This is a genomic window from Micromonospora sp. NPDC005806, assembly GCF_042871425.1.
Lineage (GTDB): Bacteria > Actinomycetota > Actinomycetes > Mycobacteriales > Micromonosporaceae > Micromonospora.
Genome location: NZ_JBIAIL010000023.1, coordinates 79,014 through 101,079, shown reverse-complemented (window position 1 = coordinate 101,079; position 22,066 = coordinate 79,014). Strand labels below are relative to the sequence as shown.

At 73.2% G+C, this 22,066-nt stretch carries 25 protein-coding genes; 8 read left to right on the top strand and 17 right to left on the bottom strand.

Features of this window, described 5'->3' with window-relative positions; genetic code table 11:
- Positions 1-93: 93 nt before the first annotated feature.
- The 8 genes from ACFYOS_RS22940 to ACFYOS_RS22905 all read right to left on the bottom strand — a co-directional run bounded on the left by ACFYOS_RS22940 (position 94) and on the right by ACFYOS_RS22905 (position 7,933).
- Entirely contained in the window at positions 94-975 is an 882-nt protein-coding gene (locus ACFYOS_RS22940; protein WP_387145058.1) for a potassium-transporting ATPase subunit C, read from the bottom strand.
- Positions 975-3,185 carry a potassium-transporting ATPase subunit KdpB gene (gene kdpB, locus ACFYOS_RS22935; protein ID WP_387145055.1) on the bottom strand — a complete coding sequence of 737 codons (2,211 nt, stop codon included), beginning with the start codon at positions 3,183-3,185 and terminating at the stop codon, positions 975-977. The genes ACFYOS_RS22940 and kdpB overlap by 1 nt, the downstream gene beginning before the upstream one ends.
- A 20-nt stretch (positions 3,186-3,205) precedes the next feature.
- A complete protein-coding gene (kdpA, locus tag ACFYOS_RS22930; protein ID WP_387145052.1) occupies positions 3,206-4,861 on the bottom strand; it encodes a potassium-transporting ATPase subunit KdpA in 1,656 nt (551 codons plus the stop codon).
- The gene (gene kdpF / locus ACFYOS_RS22925) at positions 4,861-4,950 is read right to left on the bottom strand and encodes a K(+)-transporting ATPase subunit F (protein WP_387145049.1); all 90 of its coding nucleotides are present in this window, start codon (positions 4,948-4,950) and stop codon (positions 4,861-4,863) included. Before kdpF ends, kdpA begins: the two co-directional genes overlap by 1 nt.
- A gap of 295 nt (positions 4,951-5,245) precedes the next feature.
- Complete coding sequence (locus tag ACFYOS_RS22920) at positions 5,246-5,707, bottom strand: hypothetical protein (protein WP_387145046.1); 462 nt, start codon at positions 5,705-5,707, stop codon at positions 5,246-5,248.
- 99 nt (positions 5,708-5,806) lie between these two features.
- Entirely contained in the window at positions 5,807-6,010 is a 204-nt protein-coding gene (locus tag ACFYOS_RS22915; RefSeq protein WP_387145043.1) for a hypothetical protein, read from the bottom strand.
- 138 nt (positions 6,011-6,148) lie between these two features.
- Positions 6,149-7,183, bottom strand: coding sequence for a poly(3-hydroxybutyrate) depolymerase (locus ACFYOS_RS22910; RefSeq protein WP_387145040.1), 1,035 nt, complete (start codon positions 7,181-7,183; stop codon positions 6,149-6,151).
- A 150-nt stretch (positions 7,184-7,333) separates the two neighbouring features.
- Entirely contained in the window at positions 7,334-7,933 is a 600-nt protein-coding gene (locus ACFYOS_RS22905; RefSeq protein WP_387145037.1) for an FIMAH domain-containing protein, read from the bottom strand.
- 206 nt (positions 7,934-8,139) lie between these two features.
- Here ACFYOS_RS22905 and ACFYOS_RS22900 point away from each other — a divergent pair, with 206 nt between their 5' ends.
- Together ACFYOS_RS22900 and ACFYOS_RS22895 are read left to right on the top strand one after the other, a co-directional pair.
- On the top strand, positions 8,140-8,895 hold the full coding sequence (locus ACFYOS_RS22900; protein WP_387145034.1) for an SAM-dependent methyltransferase: 756 nt from the start codon (positions 8,140-8,142) through the stop codon (positions 8,893-8,895).
- Between the two features lie 102 nt (positions 8,896-8,997).
- Entirely contained in the window at positions 8,998-9,462 is a 465-nt protein-coding gene (locus tag ACFYOS_RS22895; RefSeq protein ID WP_387145031.1) for an ATP-binding protein, read from the top strand.
- On the opposite strand, the gene ACFYOS_RS22890 is transcribed toward ACFYOS_RS22895, so the two are convergent.
- From ACFYOS_RS22890 to ACFYOS_RS22875, 4 genes are all read right to left on the bottom strand, one after another.
- Positions 9,459-10,436 carry an aldo/keto reductase gene (locus ACFYOS_RS22890; protein WP_387145084.1) on the bottom strand — a complete coding sequence of 326 codons (978 nt, stop codon included), beginning with the start codon at positions 10,434-10,436 and terminating at the stop codon, positions 9,459-9,461. The genes ACFYOS_RS22895 and ACFYOS_RS22890 overlap by 4 nt on opposite strands.
- A gap of 82 nt (positions 10,437-10,518) precedes the next feature.
- Positions 10,519-11,034 carry a DUF2231 domain-containing protein gene (locus ACFYOS_RS22885; RefSeq protein ID WP_387145028.1) on the bottom strand — a complete coding sequence of 172 codons (516 nt, stop codon included), beginning with the start codon at positions 11,032-11,034 and terminating at the stop codon, positions 10,519-10,521.
- A gap of 106 nt (positions 11,035-11,140) precedes the next feature.
- A complete protein-coding gene (locus ACFYOS_RS22880; RefSeq protein WP_387145025.1) occupies positions 11,141-12,331 on the bottom strand; it encodes a sensor histidine kinase in 1,191 nt (396 codons plus the stop codon).
- A gap of 12 nt (positions 12,332-12,343) precedes the next feature.
- On the bottom strand, positions 12,344-13,009 hold the full coding sequence (locus tag ACFYOS_RS22875) for a response regulator transcription factor (RefSeq protein ID WP_387145022.1): 666 nt from the start codon (positions 13,007-13,009) through the stop codon (positions 12,344-12,346).
- Positions 13,010-13,189: 180 nt separating this feature from the next.
- Here ACFYOS_RS22875 and ACFYOS_RS22870 point away from each other — a divergent pair, with 180 nt between their 5' ends.
- From ACFYOS_RS22870 to ACFYOS_RS22855, 4 genes are all read left to right on the top strand, one after another.
- Positions 13,190-14,383 (top strand): DUF2786 domain-containing protein, encoded by a 1,194-nt coding sequence (locus ACFYOS_RS22870; RefSeq protein WP_387145019.1) that lies wholly within the window; start codon positions 13,190-13,192, stop codon positions 14,381-14,383.
- Positions 14,384-14,485: 102 nt separating this feature from the next.
- Positions 14,486-14,851, top strand: a complete 366-nt coding sequence (locus ACFYOS_RS22865) for a YciI family protein (RefSeq protein WP_387145082.1) — start codon at positions 14,486-14,488, stop codon at positions 14,849-14,851.
- Positions 14,848-16,092 (top strand): RNA polymerase sigma factor, encoded by a 1,245-nt coding sequence (locus tag ACFYOS_RS22860; RefSeq protein ID WP_387145017.1) that lies wholly within the window; start codon positions 14,848-14,850, stop codon positions 16,090-16,092. Before ACFYOS_RS22865 ends, ACFYOS_RS22860 begins: the two co-directional genes overlap by 4 nt.
- Positions 16,093-16,121: 29 nt before the next feature.
- A complete protein-coding gene (locus ACFYOS_RS22855; RefSeq protein ID WP_387145015.1) occupies positions 16,122-16,802 on the top strand; it encodes a dihydrofolate reductase family protein in 681 nt (226 codons plus the stop codon).
- Here the strand turns inward: ACFYOS_RS22855 and ACFYOS_RS22850 are convergent.
- From ACFYOS_RS22850 to ACFYOS_RS22830, 5 genes are all read right to left on the bottom strand, one after another.
- Complete coding sequence (locus ACFYOS_RS22850) at positions 16,747-17,241, bottom strand: hypothetical protein (RefSeq protein ID WP_387145012.1); 495 nt, start codon at positions 17,239-17,241, stop codon at positions 16,747-16,749. The genes ACFYOS_RS22855 and ACFYOS_RS22850 overlap by 56 nt on opposite strands.
- Positions 17,242-17,430: 189 nt before the next feature.
- The gene (locus ACFYOS_RS22845) at positions 17,431-17,604 is read right to left on the bottom strand and encodes a CsbD family protein (protein WP_387145009.1); all 174 of its coding nucleotides are present in this window, start codon (positions 17,602-17,604) and stop codon (positions 17,431-17,433) included.
- A 142-nt stretch (positions 17,605-17,746) separates the two neighbouring features.
- Positions 17,747-20,002, bottom strand: a complete 2,256-nt coding sequence (locus ACFYOS_RS22840; protein ID WP_387145006.1) for a heavy metal translocating P-type ATPase — start codon at positions 20,000-20,002, stop codon at positions 17,747-17,749.
- 14 nt (positions 20,003-20,016) lie between these two features.
- The gene (locus tag ACFYOS_RS22835) at positions 20,017-20,967 is read right to left on the bottom strand and encodes a hypothetical protein (protein WP_387145003.1); all 951 of its coding nucleotides are present in this window, start codon (positions 20,965-20,967) and stop codon (positions 20,017-20,019) included.
- Between the two features lie 35 nt (positions 20,968-21,002).
- A complete protein-coding gene (locus ACFYOS_RS22830) occupies positions 21,003-21,212 on the bottom strand; it encodes a heavy-metal-associated domain-containing protein (protein ID WP_387145000.1) in 210 nt (69 codons plus the stop codon).
- A 154-nt stretch (positions 21,213-21,366) separates the two neighbouring features.
- Between ACFYOS_RS22830 and ACFYOS_RS22825 the strand changes: the two genes are divergently transcribed.
- A complete protein-coding gene (locus tag ACFYOS_RS22825; RefSeq protein WP_046568942.1) occupies positions 21,367-21,666 on the top strand; it encodes a metal-sensitive transcriptional regulator in 300 nt (99 codons plus the stop codon).
- A 72-nt stretch (positions 21,667-21,738) separates the two neighbouring features.
- Positions 21,739-22,026, top strand: coding sequence for an SHOCT domain-containing protein (locus ACFYOS_RS22820; protein ID WP_387144997.1), 288 nt, complete (start codon positions 21,739-21,741; stop codon positions 22,024-22,026).
- The last annotated feature ends 40 nt before the right edge of the window (positions 22,027-22,066 follow it).

The window sequence follows — 22,066 nt, the reverse complement described above, 5'->3', positions numbered from 1 at the left end:
ACATCCTCTCTGATTTCCGGAGCCCCGGTCATCAGACGGTAGGCGCTGGCGGGGCCACCCCGTCGGTGGCCCCGCCAGCTCTGGTCGGTCGGATCAGCGCGCGGGGAACTTCGCGTCCAGCGCGAGGTTGAGTTCGAGCACGTTCACCGCGGGCTCGCCCATGAAGCCGAGCGACCGGCCGGTGGTGTGCTCCTCGACCAGCTTCCGGACCGCCGCCGGGTCCGCGCCGCGCTCGCGCGCGACCCGGGCCACCTGGATCTCGGCGTACGCCGGGGAGATGTGCGGGTCGAGGCCGCTGCCGCTGGCGGTGACCGCGTCGGCGGGCACGGCGGGCTTGGCCGGCGCATCGCCGCGGATCGGGGTGATGACCCCGCCCTCGGCGACGTAGTCGTGGTCCGGCTGGGCCAGCTCCACCGGTACGCCCTGCCAACTGCCGACGAACGGCGTCGCCGGGGCGACCTGGTTGACGCTCACCACCCGGGTGACCGGGCCGGTGAGCCCGTCGCGGTGGAACACGGCCAGCACCGCGCCCACCCCGTCGGCCGTGCAGTACGGCCGGCGGCCGTCGACGCCGTCGAGTTCGCCGATCGCCTTGCTCCGCGAGCAGACCTGGGTGAGCAGGCTCTGCGTGGAGTCGTCAGGGTTGGCGGCGATGGTGTCGACCACGCTCTCCGGGCCCAGGTTGCTGGCTGCGGTGGAGGTGGGGTCGTAGCCGTCGCCGGCTGCCGATGGCCGGGACTGGAAGTAGCGCGCGATGGGGTTGCCGTCCTTGTCGGTGAAGGACTGGCCGATCAGCGAGCTGCCGACGGTCGTGCCGTGCACGCTCACCAGCGAGCCGTCGGCCTTGCCGTCGAGGCCGGGGAGCCGGCCGACGGCCACCAGGGCCAGCGGGTACGCGAGGCCGAGCAGGACGGTGAAGACAAGCAGCGCGCGCAGCGCGGCCAGATGTTGGGCGAGCCAGGTTGGGAGGCGCATCACGAGATCCCCGGGATGAACTGGATGAGCAGGTCGATGAGCTTGATGCCGATGAACGGCACGATGATGCCGCCGAGGCCGTAGAGCCACAGGTTGCGGCTGAGCAGCTTCGACGCGCTCGCCGGCCGGTACCGCACGCCTCGCAGGGCGAGCGGGATCAGCACGACGATGATGATCGCGTTGAAGATGACCGCGGACAGGATCGCCGACTCCGGACTGGCCAGCCGCATGATGTTCAGCGCGTCCAGCGACGGGATCATCCCGGCGAACATCGCCGGGATGATCGCGAAGTACTTGGCGATGTCGTTGGCGATCGAGAAGGTGGTCAGGGCACCGCGGGTGATCAGCAACTGCTTGCCGATCTCGACGATCTCGATCAGCTTGGTCGGGTCGGAGTCGAGGTCGATCATGTTGCCGGCCTCCTTGGCGGCCGACGTGCCGGTGTTCATCGCCACGCCGACGTCGGCCTGGGCCAGCGCCGGCGCGTCGTTCGTGCCGTCGCCGGTCATCGCGACCAGCCGGCCGCCCTCCTGCTCCTTCTTGATCAGGGCGAGCTTGTCCTCCGGCGTGGCCTCCGCGAGGAAGTCGTCCACACCCGCTTCCTCGGCGATCGCCCGCGCTGTACGCGGGTTGTCACCGGTGATCATCACGGTCCGGATGCCCATCCGGCGCATCTCGTCGAACCGCTCCTTCATCCCCGTCTTGATGATGTCCTTCAGGTGGATGACGCCGAGCGTGCGGGCCGGCTGGCCCTCGATGTGCTCGGCGACGACGAGCGGGGTGCCACCGATGCCGCTGATCTCATCGACCAGCTGCCCGACCTGCTCGGTGGGGTGGCCGCCGTTCTCCCGGACCCACTTCATCACCGCTGCGGCGGCGCCCTTGCGGATGCGTCGAGCCGGCCCGATGGCACCGCCGTCGACGGTGCTGTCGGGGCTGAGGTCGACGCCGCTCATCCGGGTCTGTGCGGTGAACGGCACGAAGGTGGCGTGCGGGATAAGGCCGGGCTCGCGCTCACGCAGCCCGAACTCGTTCTTCGCGAGCACCACGATGGACCGGCCCTCGGGGGTCTCGTCGGCCAGGCTCGACAGCTGGGCCGCGTCGGCCACCGTGGCGGCGTCCACCCCCTCGACCGGAAGGAACTCGTCCGCCTGCCGGTTGCCGAGGGTGATCGTGCCGGTCTTGTCCAGCAGCAGCGTGTTCACGTCGCCGGCCGCCTCGACCGCCCGGCCGCTCATGGCCAGGACGTTGCGCTGGACCAGGCGGTCCATGCCGGCGATGCCGATCGCCGAGAGCAACGCCCCGATGGTGGTGGGGATCAGGCAGACCAGCAGCGATACCAGTACCACGCCGGTGACGCCGGCATTGGTGATCGCGCCCGTGTCGGGGGCGGCCGCCTGGTAGCCCTTGGAGAAAATCGCCAACGGCTGGAGGGTGACCACGGCCAGCAGGAAGATGATCGTGAGCGCGGCGAGCAGGATGTTCAGCGCGATCTCGTTCGGGGTCTTCTGCCGGTTCGCCCCTTCGACCAGGGCGATCATCCGGTCGATGAAGCTCTCGCCCGGCTTCTGGGTGATCTTGACAACGATCCGGTCGGAGAGCACCTTCGTGCCGCCGGTGACCGCGCTGCGGTCGCCGCCGGACTCCCGGATGACCGGCGCGGACTCGCCGGTGATCGCCGACTCGTCGACGCTGGCGATGCCCTCCACCACGTCCCCGTCGCCGGGGATGATCTGGCCGGCCTCGACCAGGACGATGTCGCCCTGCTTGAGCTGGGGCGCCGGCACCGCCTCGTCGCGGTAGGCGTTCGCCGCCGCGCCGGGCGTCCAGCCGATGAGGCGGGTGGCGATGGTGTCCTGCTTCGCCTGCCGCAGGGCGGCGGCCTGGGCCTTGCCCCGGCCCTCGGCGACCGCCTCGGCCAGGTTCGCGAAGACCACGGTGAGCCAGAGCCAGACCGTGATTGCCCAGGCGAAGACCGACGGGTCGGCCACCGCCAGCACGGTGGTGAAGATGGCGCCGATCTCCACGATGAACATCACCGGGTTGCGCCAGAGCGTGCGGGGGTCGAGCTTGCGCAGCGCGTCCGGCAGGGACCGGATGAGCTGCTTCGGGTCGAGCAGACCGGCACCGACCCGGTCGCCGTGGATGGCGGGGGTGCCGGCGACCCGCTGTTCGCCGGTGCCGCCGGATGTCACGGGTGTGACGGACATGTCCTCGTTCCTCATGATGGTCACAGCCCCTCAGCGAGGGGGCCGAGCGCGAGCGCGGGCAGGAAGGTCAGCGCGACCAGGATCACCGTGACGCCGACGACCATGCCGATGAAGAGCGGCCGGTGGGTCGGCAGCGTGCCCTCGGACGCGGGGGTGGGTTTCTGGCGGGCCAGCGAGCCGGCCAGGGCGAGCACGAAGATGATCGGCAGAAAGCGGCCGAGCAGCATGCAGAGGCCCAGGGCGGTGTTCCACCACTGCGTGTTCACCGTGATGCCGGCGAACGCGGAGCCGTTGTTGTTGGCCGCCGAGGTGAACGCGTAGAGCACCTCGGACAGGCCGTGCGGGCCGACGTTCAACGCGGTGGAGTTGTTGCCGGTGGCGAAGGCCGCCGCCGTACCGGCCAGCACCAGGGCCGGCGTGACCAGGAAGTACAGCGACGCGAGCTTGATCTCGCGGGCGCCGATCTTCTTGCCCAGGTACTCCGGGGTGCGGCCGACCATCAAACCGGCGACGAAGACCGTGATCACCGCGAGGATCAGCAGGCCGTAGAGGCCGGAGCCGGTACCGCCGGGCGCGACCTCGCCGAGCATCATGTTGAACATGGTCATCATGCCGCCGAGCGAGGTGAACGAGTCGTGGAACGAGTTCACCGCGCCGGTCGACGTCAACGTCGTGGCCGCGGCGAAGGTCGCCGAGTTCGACACGTCGAACCGGACGTCCTTGCCCTCCATCGCGGCGGCGACCGCCTGCGGGACCGTGCCGTGCCCGGTCAGCTCGAAGACGTTGGTCAGGGTGATGCTGGCCAGGGCGAGGATCGCCATGACCGCGGCGATGGCGTAGCCCTGCCGGTTCTGGCCGACCATCCGGCCGAAGACCCGGGGCAGGCTGAACGGGATGAGCAGGATCAGGAAGATCTGCAGCCAGTTCGTCCAGGTCGTGGGGTTCTCGAACGGGTGGGCGCTGTTGGTGTTGTAGAAGCCACCCCCGTTCGTGCCCAGCTCCTTGATCACTTCCTGGCTGGCCACCGGCCCGCCGGTGATGTGCTGGGTGCCGCCGGTCAGCGTGGTGACGTCGGTGCCGCCGGAGAGGTTCTGCACGGCGCCGCCGATCATCAGCGCAAGCGCGCCGAGCACCGCGATCGGCAGCAGGATCCGCAGCGTGATCCGGGTCAGGTCGACCCAGAAGTTGCCCAGTTCACCGGTCCGGCTACGGGCGAACCCGCGCACCAGCGCGACCACCACCGCGACACCGACGGCGGCGGAGACGAAGTTCTGCACCGCCAGGCCAGCCATCTGCACCAGGTGGCCCATGGTCGACTCACCCGAGTACCACTGCCAGTTCGTGTTGGTCACGAACGAGACGGCGGTGTTCCACGCGCCGTGGGTCATCACCGGGTCGAAGCCCAGGCTCAGCCACAGGTGGTTCTGCAGCCGCATGAACGCGTACAGGAACAGGATCGACACCACGGAGAAGGCCAGCACGCTGCGGGCGTACACGCCCCAGGACTGCTCGGCCGCCGGGTTGACGCCCATCACGCGGTAAAGCCCGCGCTCCGCGCGGGAGTGCCGGGTGCCGGACACCACCCGGTACATGTAGTCGCCGAACGGCTTGTAGACGGCGACCAGCGCCGCCACCAGCGACAGAATGAAGATGACGCCGGCTGTTGTCATGCTCATCAGAAACGCTCCGGGAACAGCAGGGCGAGGACCAGGAACACACCCAGGCCGATCGCCAGCACCAGGCCGACGGCGTTGACGGCGTTCACAGCTTCTCCACGCCCCTCACCACGAGGGCGAGAGCCGCGAACAGCCCCACCGTTATCAACACGAACAGCACGTCAGACACGGCTGACTCCTCTTACCGGACTCGTTCGTCGCGACCGCCTCCCGGTCGCGCCGGGCAATCAAAACGCCGGACCCGTCCGACGGACAGGGGCTATAACGCGACCATGACGGCGGATTGCCTTTTCTTGACGCGCTTTTCACGGCGTCCCCGTTGCAAGTGAAGGGGGTCACAGCGGGGCCGGTATGCCTGAAACCGCCCTGCCGGTGACGACCGGGTCAGGCCGCACGGGGCCCCCTCGGCGCGTCGTCCGGGGCGACGACGGAGGAGCCGGGGACAGGCTGCCGGACCAGCGGAACGGCTTCGTCGTGGTCCGCGTTGATCGACCTGACGTACCGGTAGCCCCTGCCGAGGGCTGCCGCCAGACCGATCAGCACCGCGTACGACCAGGCGTTCCCGCCGCCGGTCAGGTCGCCGTACCGATAGGCGAGGAAGCCGACGAAGGTCGCTGCCGCCAGCGCGGCCACCGCCGCGACCGCCCGCAGGTCGACCACGACCGCCGCGTACGCGCCGACGACGACGGCCATCAGCAGGATCCGGCCGGCCAGTTCGGTCGGGGCGAAGGCCGCCGCCGCCAGCAGCGCCGCCCCGACCACCAGTGCCGCGCCACGCGCGACGCTGAATCCGATGGGGGTCGGCTCCGCGACCGCCGGAATTCCCTGATCTCGATCGACAACCACAGCACGCCTCCGGGCGACAGCGGGGCCGCACGCTCAGGCCCGCCTTGAGGCCATACCAGTCACACCGGCCGTGCACCGTCGACAGCTTTCACAGATCTGCTACGCGGGCCTGCCGATTTTTGACGCCGCTTTCACGTGCCGAACCGGCGGTGCGACCTCGTGGAAACGTCGCCGAGGGCGAGGTCGAATCCGACGAACGGCCTGCCGGATCAGCGCGCCGATGTCGTCGAACATCCGCACCATCGCCGGCTCGCCGGCCAGCTTCGCCGCTCCGGCGCCGAACATGGCCAGCGCCAGCGCCACCTGTGGTAGCCACCACAAGTGGCGGAGGCGGTGTGTCGTACGGTTGGACGGGCTGCCGGTCATCGGGCTCCCCTTTCGCCGAGGTTGGCACTTTCCCGGAACGTCGGAGCCGGGGCGGGAAACCGGACCGGCGGTCCGTCAGCCGTCCAGGCGGCGGACCATGTTCATGATCGTCTCGACCTGGTAGCCACCCTTGATCGGATAGTTGGTGGCGCCGAGGTAGCCCCACCAGTCCCAGCAGCCGTTCGGGTTCACCCCGGTCGCGATCGCCTGCGGGTAGAGCACGATGAGCCGGTTGGTGTCGGCGTACTGGTTGAGGTTGGCCTGGTCGACGAAGGCGGTGCCGATCCTGGCGTACCCCTGGGCGCAGCCGTGCAGGGCGACCAGCAGGCGGCAGGTCTGCCCGGCGGCGCAGGCGCTCGGCACGTACGCGAAGCCGTTGGCGTCCATGCTCAGCCCGTTGGCCCAGCCGTTGGTGGCGAACGTGTCCTGGCTGAATCGGATCAGCGTGCCGCCGAGCGGGCCGGTGTTCGGCGCGGAGACCGAGCCGAGCAGCTTGCCGAGGAAACTGCCCTCCGGGTCGGTGCCGCAGTCGTTGAGGTACGGCGAGGCGGTCGCCGTGCAGCCCACCGTGCCGTACGGGGTGACCCAGGAGTGGCCGGCGGCGCTGCCGGAGTCGTAGCGGACGCTGGCCCCGAAGTCCTGGTAGTAGCGGACCAGGTCGTCGGTGACCGACTTCTTCACGGTGTTGTCGTTGCCGCCGTGGTAGACGTACACCAGCTGGCCGGCGAGGTTGCCGGTGCCGTCGATCCAGCCGTAGGACGCCCAACTGCGGGTGTAGCTCTCCAGCGTGGACACGTACGTCGGGTAGATGTTGTCGCCGCAGCCGTAGAGCGCCTGGGAGACGTTGTTCTGGGCGCAGTAGTACGGGCCGGCGGCGAAGACGGCCGCGCCCCGGATCCGCGCCGAGTACGCGACCTGGAGTTGGGTGGCCAGGTAGCCCCCGGAGGAGACTCCGGCGACGTACACGGCGGAGATCGGGTAGGTGCCGAGCGAGCCGGAGACCGGGGTCTTGGTGTACGGCGTGCCGGCGGCCCGGGCGGCGGCGCCGCCGGGCAGGACCAGGAGGAGGGCCGCGGCGAGGGTGGTGGCGGCTTTCCACGGTGTCTTCATGGCGTTCTCCCGTCGGAGCGCCGGCGGGACGACCGGCGTGCGGGAACGCTAACGTGACATAGACCACAGCAGATATCCGTCCGGCCGACACCTCGGTGGCGTCGGTGGTGTGGGCGGCCCACCCGAACCGTTCCGTCGGCCGCCGCCGCGCTAACGCAGGGCCTGGGCGAGCCGGGACGTCCCGGCGACGAGGGTCTCGTACCCGCTGGCGCTGATCCGGCCGGACGAGCGCAGGTTGACCAGCACTTCGGTGAAGTCGCTCAGCTTCGCCCGCGCCCGCCCGGTGTCACCGGCGGCGAGCGCCCGCCCCGCGTCGCGCAGGCGCCGGTGCAGGTCCTGACCGTCCTTGCGGCGCAGCTGCCCCTGCTGCACCAGCCCGTCCACCTTGCTCCCCAGTTCGGCCAGGAGTTTCGCCGCATCGGCGCCGGCCCGTGGCGCGGGGGACGACGGTGACGGCACGGCGCTCGGCGTGGGCGAGGCTTCCTCGGTCACCCAGGGGTCATCGGGTGCCCCGGACTCGTCGGGCAGGGCGGTGGCCGCCACCTCGGGGCGGGCGCCGTCAGTGTCCCCGCCCCCGGCCAGCACCACCGTCAGCGTGGCGATCAGCAGCACCACGGCCGCTCCCGCCACCGCCAGCCACATCAGCCGGTAACCGTCCTCGGTCGCCCGGTGCCGGCCCCTGGTCGCGCCGAACAGCGGCAACATGCTGGTGGGCGGCTCGGCGTGCGGCCGGTCGGGGGTGGCGGACATGCCGGACATCATGCCAAGCAGAGGCGCCCCGCTGCTGCCCGGCCACGCCGCACGGGATATTCAGTGGGCGTTCCGACGGATGACCGATAGCCTCGCCGCGACGTCACTCCGACTGCCTGAAGAGGGTGTTTTGGTGCCCGTGTCGCGCGTGCTGAGCCGAGCCGGCCAGCGTGAATGCCACCCGACACCCACAGCCTTCTTCTGGAGTGACCACATTGGATCTGCCACGTAGCTTCACCATCCGCGAGGGCGACCTCCGGATCCTCAACCCGTTCGACGCCGGCAAGCTGGCCACGCTGGGCCGGGCGATCAAGCTCGAGCCTCGCACGTCGATCCTCGACCTGTGCAGCGGCAAGGGCGAGCTGCTCTGCACCTGGGCCCGGGACCACGGCGTCACCGGCACCGGGGTGGACATCAGCACCCACAACACCGCCGCCGCCCGGGAGCGCGCCGCCGAACTGGGCGTCGCCGACCGGGTCCGGTTCGTGCACGGCGACGCCGCGACGTACGTCGCGGCGGAGCCCGTCGACCTGGCCGCCTGCGTCGGCGCCACCTGGATCGGCGACGGGGTGCCCGGCACCCTGGAGATCCTGGAGCGCAGCCTGCGTCCCGGCGGGATGCTCCTGGTCGGGGAGCCGTACTGGCGGCTCGACCCGCCCGACGAGGAGACGGTGACCGGCTCCCACGCCCGGTCCCGGGACGAGTTCCGGGACCTGCCGGGGCTGGTCCGGCTCTTCGGCGCGTGCGGCTGGGATCTGGTTGAGATGGTCCTCGCCGACCAGGACAGCTGGGACCGGTACGCGGCCGCGCACTGGCTCAACCTGCGCCGCTGGCTGGACGCCAACCCGGACGACGAGCTGGCCGGGGAACTGCGGCGGGAGCTGACCGAGGACCCGCTGCGGTACGTCCGCTACCAGCGGGAGTACCTGGGCTGGGGCGTCTTCGCCCTGCTCCGCCGGTGACCGCTCGGGTGGGCTCCGCCACGGTGTGAGGGAGCCCACCCGGACCGGCGGCCGGACAATCCCGGGCGCTTAGCGGACGGCTACGCAGGGTATTGCGAGATCATGGGACAGCTGCGCACGTCGCCGCCACCGCCGCAGGCCACCGAGCTGGAGCGGTGGGTCCTCGACACCCCCGGCGAGCTGCGCGACCTGCGCGCCTCGCTGCGGGACGCGCTGACCCGCCACGGCCTGGTGCAGGGCGAGGAACTCGACGAGGTGCCACACCTCGTCGTGCTCGTGGCCACCGAGTTGTCGACCAACGCCCTGCGGCACGGCCGTCCGCCGACCGTCATCACCCTGCTCGGCGCAGACGACTGCTTCCTCCTCGACGTGGCCGACCACGACCTGAGCAGCGTGCCGGACCCGGCCGACATCAGCCCGCTCGACTCGGGTGGTCGCGGCCTGTTCCTGGCCGAGTCGGTCTCGCTGGCCGTCGGCTGGTACGCCACCGACGAGACCAAGAACATCTGGGCCTCGTTCCCCCGCCAGGCCCCGGCCGAGGTGGCCGCCGGGCCGACGCCGGCCTAGAAACCCGCGACCGGGTGCGGGACGTACGGCCCCTCCAGGGCCGCGACCTCGTCGTCGGTCAGCTCCAACTCCAGCGCCGCCACCGCGTCGGTCAGGTGGTGCGCCTTCGTCGCGCCGACGATCGGCGCGGTCACCGCCGGGTTGCCGGCGACCCAGGCCAGCGCCACCTGCGCCCGGGGTACGCCCCGCGCCTCGGCGATCCGGGTCACCGCATCGACCACTGCGCGGTCCGCCTCCTCGGTCCGCGCGTACAGGGTCCGGCCGAACTCGTCGGTGTCGGCCCGCGCGGTGTGCTCGCCCCACTCCCGGGTCAGCCGCCCCCGGGCCAGCGGGCTCCACGGGATCACCGCGATCCCCTGGTCCAGGCAGAGCGGCAGCATCTCCCGCTCCTCCTCCCGGTAGAGCAGGTTGTAGTGGTTCTGCATGGAGACGAACCGGGTCCAGCCGTGCCGCTCGGCGGCCCAGAGGGCCTTGGCGAACTGCCACGCGTACATCGAGGAGGCGCCGAGGTAGCGGACCTTGCCGGCGCGGACCAGGTCGTGCAGCGCCTCCAGGGTCTCCTCGATCGGGGTGGCCGGGTCGAGGCGGTGGATCTGGTAGAGGTCCACGTAGTCGGTGCCCAGCCGGCGCAGGCTCGCGTCGATCTCGCTCATGATGTGCTTGCGGGACAGCCCACCCCGGTTCGGCCCGGGCCCCATCCGGCCGTGCACCTTGGTGGCGATGACCACGTCGTCGCGGCGGGCGAAGTCCTTCAGCGCCCGGCCGACGATCTCCTCGCTGGTCCCGTCGGAGTAGACGTTGGCGGTGTCGAAGAAGTTGACCCCCAGCTCCAGCGCCTGCTGGATGAACGGCCGGGCCGCCTCCTCGGGCAGCGACCACGGGTGCGGGCCGCGGCTCGGCTCGCCGTAGCTCATGCAGCCCAGGCAGAGCCGGGACACCTCAAGGCCGGTGGCCCCGAACTTCACGTACTCCATGCGGTAGTCCTCCTCCGCCCGTGGCACCGCGCGTCCGCCGTCCATCTCACCACCGGCGGCCGCGCGGCGCAGGGCGGGTGGGTCAGTCGCCGTCGTCGCCGCCGGGTCGGGCGGTCGCCGCCGGGGTGTCGCCCCAGACCGCCTTGGCCCCGGAGTCACCGACCCGGTAGACCTGCACCAGGTTCGCGGCGGCGACAACCACGGCCAGCACCCCGACCACCACGCCGACCACGCCCGGACCGGAGGTACGCCGGGTCCCGGTCGGGTCCTCGACGCGGCGGGCGGCCCGGCGGTGCAGCCAGACCAGCGCGACCGCGGCGACCAGCAGCGGCAGCGCGAACCAGATCAGCTGGTCCCCCAATTCGGCGTGCCGGCCCGGGTCGCCGACCCGGCGCTCCAGGTTCTCCCCGCTGTCCGTGGCGAGCGGGATGGCGGCGGTGGCCAGCGCGGCGATCAGCACGACGAGCACGCCGAAGCGGCCCCGCCAGGACGGCCGGACGGCCAGCGCGACCACGCCGAGCGCGGCCAGCGGCAGGAGGACCACGACGGCGTGCACCACGAGCGGGTGCACCGGCAGTCCGTTGACGGTGTCGGGCACGATCTCTCCTCGACGATCGGGGACGTTACTTCCCGGCCCACAGTGCCCAGCGATTCTTGGGAAGTTCTTGCGCCGCCGGCCGCGGCGAGGCGCCCGCCGCCCGCGCTCAGGCCAGGGGCAGGAGCAGGGTGAAGGTGGCGCCCCGGCCCGGCGCGCCGGCCACCTCGACCGAGCCCCGGTGGGCCCGCGCCACGTGCTGCACCAGCGCCAGACCCAACCCGAACCGCCGCCCGGTCCCCGACGTGCCGTGCGCGAAGCGGTCGAAGAGCCGGTCCGCCTCGCCCGGGTCCAGCCCCACCCCGTCGTCGGCGACCTCGGCGGCCACCCGCCCGTCGCGCCGGTCGACGGTCACCGTGACGTGTCCGCCCCGGTCCACGTGCCCGACGGCGTTGTCCACCAGCGCGGTCAGCGCCCGGCGCAGGGCCGTACGGCCGCCCCGGACCGGTGCCGGCCCCGGCGCCTCGACACGCAGCTCGACCGCCCGACCCTCGGCGTACGCGGACATGCTCGCCACCACCTCCCGGGCCACCTCGGCGAGGTCGACCTCGGTGTCCGGCAGTGGCTGGTGCTCGGCGGCGGCCGACACCAGCAGGTCCTCGACCACCTCGCCGAGCGCCCGGGTGTCCGCCACGAGCTGGTCGAGCTGGTCGGTGAGCCGGTCCGCCGGCCGGGTCCGGGCCCGCCGGGCCAGCACCTGGGCCCGGGTGTGCAACACGGTGAGCGGGGTCCGCAGCTCGTGCGAGGCGTCGGCGACGAAGCGGCGTTGCAGGGTGAGCGCGGCGGCCAGCGGGGCGACCGCCCGCCGGGCCAGCAACGCGGCGGCGACCAGCGCGCCGGCCAGGCCGGCCAGCTCGGCCACCAGCAGCGCGAGGGCGAGCTGCCCCTGCTGCCGGCGCAGCGGCGCCAGGTCGGCGGCGACGGCCCAGCGGCTGCCGTCCGCCCGCCGGGCGACCAGCACCCGGAACGGCCGGTTGTCGCCGACGCTGGTGTCGTACCGGCCGGGGCGCCGGCCGACCGCGCCGTCGAGGACGCGGACCAGCTCGGGGGACGCGCTCGCGGTCACTTCGGCGGCCGTAGCCGCCGGGCGCTGCCGGGCGAGGACCTGACCGGGCGGCGGGTCGTCCACGTCCTCGGCCGTCGCCAGCACCGCGGTCAGCTCCGCGTCCAGCGCCCGCGAGTGCTGTCGGCTGGTCAGCACGAACATCAGCGCCCCGACCAGCAGCAGGACCAGCCCGATAGCGCCGGCGGTCTGGACCACGCTGCGCCGGCGGGCACGGGTCAGCCGGGCCTCGTCCACGCCGAGCCCGCCTCAGCCCGGGCCGAGCCGGTAGCCCAGCCCGTGCACCGTACGGACGGTGTCCCGGCCCAGCTTGCGGCGCAGGTGATGGACGCAGGCGTCGACCGTGCCCGGGGCGTCGGCGTGGTCGAACGCGGCACTGAGCAGCTCGGCCCGGGTGAAGACCTTCGTCGGCCGGCCGGCGAGGGCGTGCAGTACGGCGAACTCGCGGGCGGAGAGCGGGATCTCCGCGGCGCCGTCGAGCACCCGGCGGTTCCCCACGTCCAGCCGGCGGCGCCCGAGCGGCAGCCAGCCGGCCGCCTCCGAGTGCCGGCGGCGCAGCGCCCGGAGCCGGGCCAGCAGCTCGGCCACTTCGAACGGCTTGACCAGGTAGTCCTCGGCGCCGGCGTCCAGCCCCGCCACGCGGTCGTCGACCGAGCCCCGGGCGGTGAGCAGCAGGACCGGGCAGGTCACGCCGCAGGCCCGCAGCCGGGTGACCAGCGCCAGCCCGTCGAGCGCGGGCAGCCCCCGGTCGACCACCATGAGCTGGTAGTCGTGGGTGAGCGCGTGGTGCAGCCCGCTGTGCCCGTCGCCGGTCACGTCGACCGCGTACCCCTCCTCGGTGAGCAGGTCGGCGAGCAGGCCGGTCAGGGCGCGGTCGTCCTCGACCAGCAGCAGACGGGGGCGGGCGCTCTCCACCCGCCCAGTATTCCCCCCGTCGCCCGGACGCCCCGAGCTGGCAGTTCTCGGCCGGGCTCGGGTAGTCGTACTGGCCGGACGGTGGTGGTGAGCGCGCTCACGGGCGGCCGGGCGGGGCGCGCCGGTACCGTTCCGGACAGGTGCGCGATCCCGCCACCCGGGGGACAGGAGGACGCACCCGTGTCGGACGCCGAGCGGCTGCTCGCCGACGCCGTGGCGGCGGCGCGCGGCACCGACGTACGGGTGGCCGAGCGGGCACTGGACCGGCTGGTGGTCGGCGACGGCGCGGCGGTGGACGCCGCGCTGCTGGCCCGGCTGGTCCGCGCCGTGGGGCGGCTCTGGCCGCGCGGCTGGCAGCCGGTCGACGTGGCGCGGATGGCCACCCGGCGGCTGGCGCCCCGGGGCGCGCGGCTGCTCCGGGACGTGCTCGCCGCCCAGCGGCGGGAGCAGTCCGGCCCGGTCCCGCAATGGTTCGACGACCAGCTCGCCGAGCTGGGCGCGGGGTGGGACGCCGACGCGGGCTGGCTGGACCGCCGGGCCGAGGGCGACCGGATCACCGCGCTGCGGGACGCGGTGGACGCGGTCGCGCTGGTCGAGGGGCTGCCGCCGATCGCGACGCTCCGCCCGCCACCGGGCGCCGCGGCCGCCGCCCCATCCGCGATCACGCCGGCCACCGGGTCGCGGATGCTGGACCGGGTACGCGCCCTGCTCGCCAAGGCCGAGTCGACCACCTTCCCGGCGGAGGCCGAGGCGCTGACCGGGAAGGCGCAGGAGCTGATGGCCCGGCACAGCATCGACGCGGCCCTGCTCGACGCGACCGCCGAGCGACCCGACCGGCCCGGCGGGGTCCGGCTGGGCACCGACGCCCCGTACGCGGCGGCGAAGGCACTGCTGATCCAGGAGGTGGCGGCGGCGAACCGGTGCGAGTCGGTCTGGTCCGACGACCTGGGCTTCGCCACCGTCCTCGGCTTCCCGGCCGATCTGGCGGCGGTCGAGCTGCTGCACACCTCGCTGCTGGTGCAGGCGACCGCGGCGATGCTGCGTGGGCGGGGCGAGCGCCGCAAGGGCAGTGGCCGGCGCACCAAGGGCTACGACGAGTCCTTCCTCAACGCGTTCGCGCTGCGGATCGGCGAGCGGCTGCGGGCGGCCACCGAGGCGGCGGCCGAGGAGCGGGCCGACGAGCGCCTGCTGCCGGTGCTCGCCGCCCGCTCGGACGCCGTGCGGGATCGCGTCGACCAGCTCTTTCCCGGGACCACCCGGCACCGGCTCCAGGTCCGGGACGCCGAGGGCTGGACCTCGGGCACCTCGGCCGCCGACCGGGCCTCGCTCGACGTCGGCGCCCCGGCGCGCCGTGCGGTACGCGGCGGTCGCTGACTTTTCTCGGGGAGGATGTCGGATCGGAGGCCCCGGCTCCGACCCGTCACCGAGAGGCGCCACCGCCGGTGGCCCGTACCCGAGGAGTGGACCGTGAAGTACATGCTGCTGATCTGGAACCGGCCGGGCTTCGTCGAGGAGCTGTCCGAGGAGGACCGGAACGCGATCTTCGGCAAGGTCGACGAGATCATGAAGGAGCTGACCGCGTCCGGGGAGCTGGTCGGCGGCGAGGCCCTGGCCCACCCGTCGCAGACCCGTACGGTCCGGCCGGCCGCCGGCGGCGGCGGCGCCGAGATCACCGACGGGCCGTTCGTGGAGAGCAAGGAGCAGTTCGCCGGCTACCTGATGGTCGACTGCGAGACCCCGGAGCGCGCCGCCGAGATCGCCGCGAGCTGGCCGGACGTCACGCACGGCGTCGGCGTGCTGGAGGTGCGGCCGGTGATGGACCAGGCCGGGACGGAGATGTGACGGACCGGGTGGTCGAGGACCTGCTGCGCACCCTCGCGCCGCAGGTCCTCGGCGTGCTCGTCCGGCGGCACGGCCAGTTCTATGCCTGCGAGGACGCCGTGCAGGAGGCGCTGCTCGCCGCCGCCACCCAGTGGCCGGCGCAGGGTGTGCCGGACCATCCCCGCTCGTGGCTGGTCACCGTGGCCACCCGTCGGCTCACCGACGAGTGGCGCAGCGAGCGCGCCCGCCGGGACCGCGAGGTGGCGGTGGCGGTCCGCGAGCCGGCGTACGGGACCGTCGCCTCGCCCGCCGACGAGGAGCCGCCCACCGGGGACGACACGCTGAAGCTGCTCTTCCTCTGCTGCCATCCGGCGCTGACCGGGTCCGCCCAGGTGGCGCTCACGCTGCGCGCGGTGGGCGGCCTGAGCACGGCGGAGATCGCCCGGGCGTACCTGGTGCCGGAGGCGACGATGAGCCAGCGGATCCGGCGGGCCAAGCAGCGGATCGAGGCGGCCGGGGCGCGGTTCGTCATGCCCTCGGCGGCCGACCGCGACGCGCGGCTGCGGGCCGTGCTGCGCGTGCTCTACCTGATCTTCAACGAGGGGTACACCGCCTCCAGCGGCGGCGAGCTGCGCCGGGCGGAGCTGACCGGGGAGGCGATCCGGCTGGCTCGGGAGCTGCACCGGCTGCTCCCCGACGACGGCGAGGTGGCCGGGCTGCTGGCGTTGATGCTGCTCACCGACGCACACCGGGCGGCCCGGACCGGACCGGGCGGGGAGCTGATCCCGCTGGCCGAGCAGGACCGCGCCCGCTGGGACCGGACGGAGATCGAGGAGGGCGTCGCCCTGGTGACCGACGCGCTGACCTGGTCGCCACCGGGCCCGTACCAGGTGCAGGCGGCGATCGCGGCGGTGCACGCCGAGGCGCCGTCGGCGGCGGAGACGGACTGGCCGCAGATCGTCGCGCTGTACCGGGTGCTGGCCCGGATCGCGCCGAACCCGATGGTCTCCCTGAACCAGGCCGCCGCGGTGGCCATGGTGGACGGCCCCCGGGCCGGGCTCGCCCTGCTGGCGCCGCTCGACTCCGACGAGCGCACCGCCGGGCACCACCGGCTCGCCGCCGTCCGCGCCCACCTGCTGGAGTTGGCCGGCGAGCGGGACGGCGCGCGGGCGGCGTACCTGGCCGCCGCCCGGGCCACCACCAGCCGGCCCGAGCAGCGTTATCTGGAGGCACGCGCCGCCTGGCTGGCCGGCGACCGATGAGTTCCACCGCCCCGGGGAGTCCACTGGACATGACACAGGTGACCAGTCAGATCTCGGTGTCGCTGGACGGGTACGTCGCGGCGCCGGGGCAGAGTCGGGAGGATCCGCTGGGCCGGGGCGGCCTGCGGCTGCACGAGTGGTTCTTCGCCACGCAGAGTTGGCGCGCGCGGCACGGGCTGGCCGGCGGCGAGCGCAACGTCGACGCCGACGTGGTCGACGAGATGACCGCCGGCATCGGCGCGTACGTGATGGGGCGCCGGATGTTCGGCGGCGGGGAGGACGCCTGGGACCTCGACTGGACCGGTTGGTGGGGTGAGGAACCGCCGTTCCACGTGCCGGTCTTCGTGCTGACCCACCACCCGCGCGAAGCGCTGGCGATGAAGGGCGGAACGGTGTTCCACTTCGTCACCGACGGCGTCGAGGCGGCGCTCGCGGCGGCCCGGGCGGCGGCTGGTGACCGGGACGTCGCGGTGGCGGGCGGGGCGAGCGCCATCCGGCAGTATCTCGCCGCCGGGCTGCTCGACACGCTCTGGCTGCACGTCGTACCAATGGTCCTCGGCGGTGGCACCCCCCTGTTCGCCGGCCCGCTCGACGTCACCCTTGAGCCGGTGCGGGTGGTGCCCGCGCCGGCCGTCACCCACGTGAAGTACCGGATCAGGCCCGGCAGTCCCGGGTCAGCCGCGGCGGGATCGCCACGAACGTCGAGCTGAGCCACTTCACCGGCGTGGCCGACTTCGCGCCGGCGTCGATCCGCCGCGCGGTGTCGGTGATCAGCGCCTTGATCTCCGGGTCCTCGGCCCGGGCCGCCTGCCCGCGTACGTCGTCGGCCAGGTCGGCGAGGTGGCCCTTGACCTGTTCGTTGACCTGCTCGGGGGTGAGGTCCCGGCGGGTGGCCGCCGCGGAGTCGGTGGCGATCTTCCGGCTCTTCGCGACGATGAGCTTGTCCACGGCGGCGCAGACGGCGGCGGTGTTCGCCGCGGTCAGCGGCGACGCGGTGACCGACGGGTCGCGTCCGGCGGAGGAGGCGGTCGGCGGCGCCGACCAGTTGCCGGCCGGGGCCGCGCTGTCCTCTCCGGACGGCTGGCAGGCCGCGGCGAGCGCGGTCATCGTCACGAGAGTGGCGGCGCGGATCGCGGTGGTACCGGACATCGTTCTCTCCGTACGTCGGCAGTCGGTCACGGCCCCGGGCGTGTTCGCGGCGCCGCCGCCCGCGCCCCGGACGATCGGGCGGCGACGGATCGAGTGTGCCAAGGATGCGGCGCGACCGCCGGACCGGCGGTCCGCGCGCAGCACGCCGGGCCGGCGAGGTGCCGGCCCGGCGACGCGGACGAACGTACGTCAGCTCTTGAAGGCGTCCTTGATCTTCTCACCGGCCTGCTTGACCTTGGCGCTGGCCTGTTCGTTGCGGCCCTCGGCCTCGAGGCGCTCGTCGTCGGTGGCCCGACCGACGCCCTCCTTGATCTTGCCGGCGGTGTTCTCGCTCGCGTTGTCGATCTTGTCGTCGATGCCCATCGGAACCTCCACTCAGCAGTTCTCGTGACGATGTGGAGGTACCCCACGCTCCAGCCAGTCAACCCACCGACCTCACCGCGGGTGAACGGAACCCGCCGCCGGTCCCGGATGGACCGGAACCGGCGGCGGGGTCTCGGGGTGGTCAGCCGACCGGGCGGAAGCGCCTCAGCCGGAGGCTGTTCGCCACCACGAAGACCGAGGAGAAGGCCATCGCGGCGCCGGCGATCATCGGGTTGAGCAGGCCGGCGGCGGCCAGCGGCAGGGCGGCCACGTTGTAGGCGAAGGCCCAGAACAGGTTGCCCTTGATGATGCGCAGGGTCCGCCGGGAGAGCCGGATGGCGTCCACCGCCGCGGTCAGGTCGCCCCGGACCAGGGTCAGGTCGGACGCCTCGATCGCCACGTCGGTGCCGGTGCCCATGGCCAGCCCCAGGTCGGCCTGGGCCAGCGCGGCGGCGTCGTTGATCCCGTCGCCGACCATCGCCACGGTCCGCCCCTCGTCCTGGAGCCGCTTCACCGCGTCGACCTTGTCCGCCGGCAGCACCTCGGCGACCACCTGGTCGATGCCGACCTCGGCGGCCACCGCCCGGGCCACCGTGGCGTTGTCGCCGGTGAGCAGCACCGGGGTGAGGCCGAGCTCGCGCAGCCGGGCGACCGCCGCCCGGCTGGTCGGCTTCACCACGTCGGCCACCGCGAGCACACCCCGGGCCCGGCCGTCCCAGCCGGCCAGGACTGCCGTGCGCCCGGCGGCCTCCGCGTCGGTCGCCGCCCGCCCGACCTCCTCGGGTACGTCGAGACCCTGCTCCCGCAGCAGCCGGAGTCGCCCGACGATCACCTCGCGGCCGTCCACCGTGCCGCTGACGCCGAGCCCTTCGGCGTTGGCGAACCCGCTGACGGCCGGCAGGGTGCCCGCCTCGGCCGCGCCGTCGGCGATGGCCCGGGCGATCGGGTGCTCGGAGGCGGCCTCCAGCGCGCCGGCCAGCCGCAGCAGCTCGCCGGCGTCCTCACCGGCGGCGGGGAGCACGTCGACCAGGGTCATCCGGCCGGTGGTGACGGTGCCGGTCTTGTCCAGCAGCACGGTGTCGACCTGGCGGGTGGACTCCAGCACCTCCGGGCCCTTGATCAGGATGCCGAGCTGGGCGCCCCGCCCGGTCCCGACCAGCAGCGCGGTCGGGGTGGCCAGGCCGAGGGCGCACGGGCAGGCGATGATCAGCACGGCCACCGCGGCGGTGAACGCGGCGGTCGTCCCGGCCCCGGTGCCGAGCCACCAGCCCAGCGTGCCGACGGCCAGGGCGATGACGATGGGTACGAACACGCCGGAGATCCGGTCGGCGAGCCGCTGCACCGCCGCCTTGCCGGTCTGCGCCTGCTCCACCAGCTTCGCCATCTGGGCGAGCTGGGTGTCCCCGCCGACCCGGGTGGCCCGGACGACCAGCCGGCCCCCGGCGTTGACGGTGGCGCCGACAACGGTGTCCCCCGGCCCCACCTCGACCGGCACGGACTCACCGGTGAGCATGCTGGCGTCGACCGCCGAGGTGCCGTCCTCGACGACGCCGTCGGTGGCGACCTTCTCGCCGGGGCGGACCACGAACCGGTCCCCGACGACGAGCTGGTCCACCGGGATCCGGGTCTCCCGGTCGCCGCGCAGCACCGCGACGTCCTTGGCGCCCAGCTCCAGCAGCGCCCGCAGGGCGGCCCCGGCGGTCCGCTTGGACCGGGCCTCGAAGTAGCGGCCGGCGAGGATGAACACGGTCACCCCGGCCGCCGCCTCCAGGTAGATGTTGCCGGCGCCGTCGGTCCGGGTGATGTCGAGACGGAACGGGTGGGTCATCCCGGGCATCCCGGCGTCGCCGAGGAAAAGCGCCCAGAGCGACCAGCCGAACGCGGCGAGGGTGCCGAGCGAGACCAGGGTGTCCATGGTCGCCGCGCCGTGCCGCAGGTTGATCCAGGCGGCCCGGTGGAACGGCAGCCCGCCGTAGACCACGACCGGGGCCGCCAGGGTCAGCGACAGCCACTGCCAGTAGTCGAACTGCCAGGCCGGCACCATGGCCAGCAGGATCACCGGCACGGCCAGCGCCACCGACACCCACAGCCGGGTACGCAGCCCGCGCAGCTCGTCCACCGGCTCGCCGACCGGCTCGGTCGCGGCCTGCGCGGGCGGCAGCGGTACCACGGCCGTGTAGCCGGTCTTCTCCACGGTGGCGATCAGGTCGGCCGGGGTGACGTCGTCGACGTACCGGACGGTGGCCTTCTCGGTGGCGTAGTTGACCGTGGCCTCGACGCCGTCCATCCGGTTGAGCTTCTTCTCGACGCGGGCGGCGCAGGAGGCGCAGGTCATGCCGCCGATCGCGAGTTCGATCATGTTCGGCGCGACCGGCAGGGACCTCGCAGTCGATGTCATCGCGGCACCTCCTGTCAACTGTGCCCGTGACCGGGGGCGCCGTGGCCGGCGTCCGGGGTCGGTGCGGTGGTGGTGGTCGGCGGGGCGGGCGGCGGGACGTCGCCGGCCACGACGGTGAACTCGGCGGTGTGCACGGCGTCGCCGTGGCGGAAGTCCAGGTAGAGGCGGTACGTGCCGGCCGAGGGCACCTCGGCGGCGAAGGCTACCGCGGGGCCGGCCGGGGTCCGCCCGTCGCCGGGTGCGCCCTCCGGGTGCACGTGCAGGTACGCCAGGTCGCCCTGGCGCAGCGCCACCAGGTGCCCGTACGCCCCGAGGTAGGGCTGGAGGTCGGTGACCGGCCGGCCGTCCCGGCTCACGGTCAGGGTGAGCCGGCTGGTGCGGCCGGGCTGCGGCGCACCGGTCAGGGTGACGGTGTAGCCGTCGACGGTGCTGCTGGTCGCCGGGGGGGGCAGCGGGTGTTCCGTCAGCGGGCCGGGGACGGTGACGTCGACCCCGAGCGTCAGCGGCTCACCACCGGTCGGGGTGAAGTCGGCGAACGCCCGCCAGACGCCGGGCCCGGCGAGCGGCGAGGCGACCCGCCAGGTGCCGTCGGCGGCCAGCTCCGGGTGGACGTGCCGGAAGCCGGAGAGGTCGCGGCGGGCGACGATCAGGTGCATGCGCTTGTCGTGTGCCACGTCGTAGCGGGTGACGGGCCGGCCGTCCGGGCCGGTGATCCGGAAGGCGAACTCGCCGGCGGGGGCGGTCACCGAGTGCAGGGTGTAGCCGCGGTCGGAGACGAGCAGCCCGCCGGGCAGGTGGTCGGTGGGGGTGGCCGCGTGGTCGTCGCGGTGGCCGGGGTCGGTGGTGTCGTGGCGGGTCTCGGCGGCGGGGGCGACGGGGTCGGTCAGGTGACCGGCCCCGTACGCCGCGCCGAACACCGCCGCGAGGCCGAGGGCGAAGCCGCTCAGCTTCATTGCCGTGTTCATCGTGGTACCTCGGTTCCTTCGGGTCCGCGGACCCGTCACGCCCCGACGAGGTCGTAGCCGGCCTCGTCCACGGCGGCGCGGACGGTGTCCGTGTCCAACGGGCTCTCACTGCTGACGGTGACCCGGCCGGAGGCCAGGTCGACCTGGACGTCGTTGACGCCCGGAATCGCGCCCACCTCGGCGCTGACCGAGTTGACGCAGTGCCCGCAGGTCATGCCCTGCACCTGGTACGTGGTGGTGACCATCGCCAATCTCCCTTCCGCCGCCCTCATCCTATACCCCCCTGGGGTAGCTGGAGGAGAGACGGCTGCCACTCGTCTTCGTACCAATACCCGGTGGGGGTATCGGCCACGAAAAGGACCGTACCATACCCCCGAGGGGTACGCTATCCTCGATCTCATGACCGCACCGACGACCCCGACCCGGGGCTACACCGCCAGCAAGGACCAGCTGCTCGCGCGGCTCCGCCGTATCGAGGGCCAGGTCCGCGGCATCGAGAAGATGGTCGAGGACGACCGCTACTGCATCGACGTGCTGACCCAGATCTCCGCCATCCAGGCCGCCCTGGACAAGGTCGGCCTCGGCCTGCTCGACGGGCACGCCCGGCACTGCATGCACGAGGGCGCCGCCGAGGGCCGCGCCGACGAGATGGCGACCGAGATGATGGCCGCCGTCGGACGGCTGATGAAGCGCGGCTGAGCCGGGACTTCCGGCCCGTGGGTCGGGCCGCCCGACCCGTCCCGGCGGGGCCGACGCCGACGTACGTTCGAGGTGGCGACCGGGACCGGCACCACCCTCGCGCCGGACCGGCCGACCCTCGGGTACGGACGGGAGGGCGGCCAGATGATGTGGCACGGCCCGATGATGGGCTGGATGTGGATCTGGTCCCTGCTGGGACTGGTGGTGCTGGTCGGGCTGGTCTGGCTGGTGTTCCGGCTGACCGAGCGCGACCGCGCCGGGAACGCCCCCGGCACCGCCCGGCGCATCCTCGACGAGCGGTACGCCCGGGGCGAGATCGACGAGGAGGAGTACCGCCGCCGTCGCGCCGGCCTCGCCTGAACCCGACCGGGAGGGGCCGGACTCTGACATGTCACCGGAC